This window comes from Streptomyces sp. (assembly GCF_019510245.1).
Lineage (GTDB): Bacteria > Actinomycetota > Actinomycetes > Streptomycetales > Streptomycetaceae > Streptomyces.
Genome location: NZ_JAEKKT010000113.1, coordinates 1 through 3,741 on the forward strand (window position 1 = coordinate 1; position 3,741 = coordinate 3,741).

General features: G+C 65.5%; 4 protein-coding genes and 1 pseudogene. 2 read left to right on the plus strand and 3 right to left on the minus strand.

The features are described 5' to 3' along the window. Window positions 1–425: 425 nt before the first annotated feature. Both JF597_RS06425 and JF597_RS06430 read left to right on the plus strand, forming a co-directional pair. Window positions 426–860, plus strand: coding sequence for a cupin domain-containing protein (locus tag JF597_RS06425; RefSeq protein WP_293990472.1), 435 nt, complete (start codon window positions 426–428; stop codon window positions 858–860). A 236-nt stretch (window positions 861–1,096) separates the two neighbouring features. Next, window positions 1,097–1,348, plus strand: a complete 252-nt coding sequence (locus tag JF597_RS06430) for a hypothetical protein (protein ID WP_069758006.1) — start codon at window positions 1,097–1,099, stop codon at window positions 1,346–1,348. Between the two features lie 364 nt (window positions 1,349–1,712). Here JF597_RS06430 and JF597_RS06435 read toward each other — a convergent pair whose 3' ends face one another. From JF597_RS06435 to JF597_RS06445, 3 genes and pseudogenes are all read right to left on the minus strand, one after another. Next, window positions 1,713–2,141 carry a VOC family protein gene (locus tag JF597_RS06435; protein ID WP_069758889.1) on the minus strand — a complete coding sequence of 143 codons (429 nt, stop codon included), beginning with the start codon at window positions 2,139–2,141 and terminating at the stop codon, window positions 1,713–1,715. A gap of 107 nt (window positions 2,142–2,248) precedes the next feature. Then, the gene (locus JF597_RS06440) at window positions 2,249–3,277 is read right to left on the minus strand and encodes a Dyp-type peroxidase (protein WP_293990477.1); all 1,029 of its coding nucleotides are present in this window, start codon (window positions 3,275–3,277) and stop codon (window positions 2,249–2,251) included. Window positions 3,278–3,378: 101 nt separating this feature from the next. Beyond that, window positions 3,379–3,741, minus strand: a pseudogene (locus tag JF597_RS06445) (hypothetical protein); the annotation flags it as partial.

The window sequence follows — 3,741 nt, forward strand, 5'->3', positions numbered from 1 at the left end:
CAGGAGAGCGTGGACGCGGCCGAGCACCGGCAACTTCTCAACACCTTCGTATCGGCAGCGCGTACCGGGGACATCGCGTCCCTGGAGGCTCTTCTGACACCGGACGCCGTCTCTCTGCCCTGCTGACATTGGCCAACGAGGCGTGGCTATCACCGCGTCCTTATCGCCTTGCGTGTAGCTACTGCACCGGCGGGCCGCGCAGCAGCCCGCCAAGGCCGACGTCCTTCCCCCGGTCACGGCTCTCGCCGTCCTCGCCACCACCTTCACGACCGTCGCAACCTTGCGGCGCGGAACCGCTTTTACCCAGACGGTTCCGTCGCGACCCCGGCCGCCTTTCGGTTCGGGCATGCCCCAACCAACACGCTCCCGAGTGCCCTCCCACCTCTGGGCGGTCGCCACATCCTCACGTCCCGAAAGGCATCATCATGCGCAAGATATTGCGTGCAGCAGCTGTCGGTGCAGCGTGCACCACGCTTTCACTCACCTCGGCGGTCGCCCAAGCGACTCCCGGAGGTCCCGGCGTCACCGGCAAGGTCCTTGACCAGAGGACCATCGGGAACCGGGACTACATCCTCCGACAGGTCACCATTCCGCCCGGCCAGGGAACAGGCTGGCACTACCACGACGGCACCCTGTACGCCTATGTCAAGCAGGGAACGCTGAGTCACTTCGATGCCACGTGCGCATCCGACGGCGTATACGACCAGGGCAGCTCCCTCGAGGAACCGTCGGGAGCGAACCACGTGCACCTGGGCCAGAACCGTGGCACGACGGACGTCGTGCTGGAAGTCCTCTACGTGCTGCCGCACGGCGCCCCGTTCGCCGAGGACGCCCCCAACCCCGGCTGCACGTTCCAGTAGCCCAGCACGCCGCATTACGGCCGCGTCCTTCGTACGGACGCGGCCGATCGTCGACAGCTGTCACAGCTCCTCCCGCTACCCGGTCAATCGAGTGTCAGCAGCTTGGGATGGCATCCATCCAGGCCCCGCAGCGAGGAGGAAGCAGCATGGCAGGGACGCAAATCAGTCGAGGCACTCGAGCGATCACTGAAGGACCGCCGACGGATTTCCGGCACGAACCGAGGGAGGGCGGCAAGATGCTCCGAGGCACCGACCGACATGCCGATCCCGTCGCCGCGACTGCGTCGCTGGCGGCAGAGGCCGCCCTGCTCGAGGGGCGGCTGCGCCATCTCCGAGAGGCCATCCACACGGTGGACGCACGCATCGAGTCGATCTCCGAGACCCTCCGGAAGCTGCGCCACACGGCGTCCGGGCCCGATGACGGCGAGTCCCGCTCGGGCGACTCAGAAGACGCCGGCCCCGGCCACGCGGCGACGCACCACCACTGACGGACCGAGCAACCGCACGGAGCCTGTCGTCCCGGGTCGTCGGGGCCCGGCATGCGACCTGACGGATCCGCCCGCTTTCGTCCCGGACCGACGCCAATGACTCCGTACAGCGGGCTCTCATGTGCGATGTCGGCCACGGAGTCCCTTCGGTGGTTCGTACGACCACCGAGGGGACTCGGACGTTGCCGAGCCGTGCTGGATCGCCGAGCACCTGAGCAAGCGCGGGCCGAGACCGCGCCGGCTCGGTCTCGGACAGGCCGGCACCAGAACAGGAGCCGGGGCTGTGGGCGAACCCCAGAAGCCGCTCCCCCAAGGGGATCGCGGTGGCATCGCGCGAGAACGCGCGTCGCGTGAGCGGCTGACTTCAGTTCGTTGCCTCCTGAAGCACCCATCCGTTGCCGTCCGGGTCGCTGAACGCCGCATACGAGCAATAACTGCGGCGTTGCGGATCAGGTCCGCTGACTCGCCTCTCATCCGTGCAGCGGTGGAATATCTCGCTCGTGTCGTGGAAGATCCCGCCCATCTCTATACCCCTGCCGAGAAGCTCTTCGTGGGCCTTCACGATGTCGGAAACGATGAGGTGGAGCCCCTGCGCCGAACCGGGAGTGGCAGTGGTGACCCCGACACCGAAGAGAATCGAGCACGGCGAGCCGGGGGGAGTCATGTGCACCACCCGGTAGGTGTCATCGGTGACGTGATCAGCATCCAGGCGGAACCCCACTGCCTCGTAGAACGCTCTGGCCCGGTCCACGTCGGAGACAGGCAGAACCACAACTTCCAGCTTGAAATCCAATGTCGTCATCGCTTTCACGGACGGAGGCCTTGGCACCATCTGGTACCACGGTCAGAAGCAGTGTCGTCATCTCGGATGACGTACGAGGGTGGGACGGCTCATTCCGATCACGAGACAGCCGACCCTGTCGGGGATCGGGATGACGGGTGCCTGCTCTCCGAAGGAATCACGCGGGAAGCCCCAGCAGTCGGCGGCTCGGGAATTCCCTCCAGGAAGTCCGCAGCCGGCGCGAAGAACATGGAACCTGTCACCGGGACGGAGAAGTCCAATATGCGGTCGTGCGGCGCCGACGCTGTGCCCAGGAACATCTGCTCCAGCATCTTCTCCGTCACCTCGGGGGTGCGGGCGTAGCCGATGAAATACGTGCCGAACTCCGCACGCCCCACGGCGCCGAAGGGCATGTTGTCACGTAGGATCTCGAGTTCTTTGCCGTCCGCGTCGGTGAGGCTGGTGAGGGCGACGTGTGAATCCGCGGGTTTGACGTTGTCGGCGAGCTCTACGTCGGACAGCTTTCGGCGGCCAATTGCTCTCTCCTGCGCCTCTACGGACAGTTCCTCCCATGCGTCGAGGTCGTGCAGGTACTTCTGCACGACGACGTAACTCCCGCCCGAGAAGGACGGATCCTCGTCGCCGACGACTACCGCGGCGTGCGCCGCGGGACCAGTCGGATTCTCTGTTCCGTCGACGAAGCCGAGCAGGTCGCGTTCGTCGAAGTACTTGAAGCCGTGCACCTCGTCCTGGACTGTCACTGCTTGGCGCAGTCGGCTCATGATCTCCGTGGCAAGCGCGAAGCACAGATCCAGTCGGGAGGCGCGGATGTGGAAAAGCAGGTCGCCCGGAGTGGCGACGGCTCGGTGCACGGGACCGTTCACTTCCCGGAAGGGGTGAAGCCGGGCGGGACGCGTCCCGGAGAACAGGCGGTCCCAGGCGTGCGAACCGATGCCGGTGACGCAGCTCAATCTGCCGTCGGGCTCGGCGCGGAATCCCACGGCCCGTTCCAGCGAGCCGATGTCGGACAGCAGCTCACGGACGATGGTCTCGCCGCCGCTGTCGATCGTCGCGACGAGAAAGATCGCCGCGCTGGTCAGCGGGGACAGAACCATCTGAGGCACCGGTTCCGCGACGTCTCCGGTCATGAGCGTTTCCCTTCCGGCCGGCAGCGGCAGATGTGTCATCTGATCACTTCGGTATCCGCGTGAAAGTGTGCTGGATGACAGAACTGGCCTTGCGCGTGGCCTCAACGCCAGTAGTCGTCCAGGCGATCAGTTCGAGACAACTCGCTTTTCTCCTGGTGTGTCAACGGATGCGCGGTAGCAGCATGCTTGATCGCGTGAAAGGCATCCTTGTCCAGGACACCTTTGGACTGCAGTTCTTCCAGTAGCAGAGTCAGCGCGTTGGTATTCGCGCACGCCTTCTCCATGGTCCGGTCGAGTTGCGGTTGGTTCGCCAGCCAAAGAGGATCGGGCGCCGCTCGTGACTTGTCCTCATCGGCGATCAGCACCAGGCTGTGACGACGGGATCCTTCCCCGGCCCGCTGCCACACGCGGCGCCCGAAGCGCATGCGCAGGGGTTCGTCACTGATGCCTCGGCGGATGACGTC

Coding starts and splice junctions, on each gene's coding strand:
- JF597_RS06440 (WP_293990477.1), bottom strand. CDS start 3,277: ATGACCGGAGACGTCGCGGAACCGGTGCCTCAGATGGTTCTGTCCCCG.
- JF597_RS06430 (WP_069758006.1), top strand. CDS start 1,097: ATGCTCCGAGGCACCGACCGACATGCCGATCCCGTCGCCGCGACTGCG.
- JF597_RS06425 (WP_293990472.1), top strand. CDS start 426: ATGCGCAAGATATTGCGTGCAGCAGCTGTCGGTGCAGCGTGCACCACG.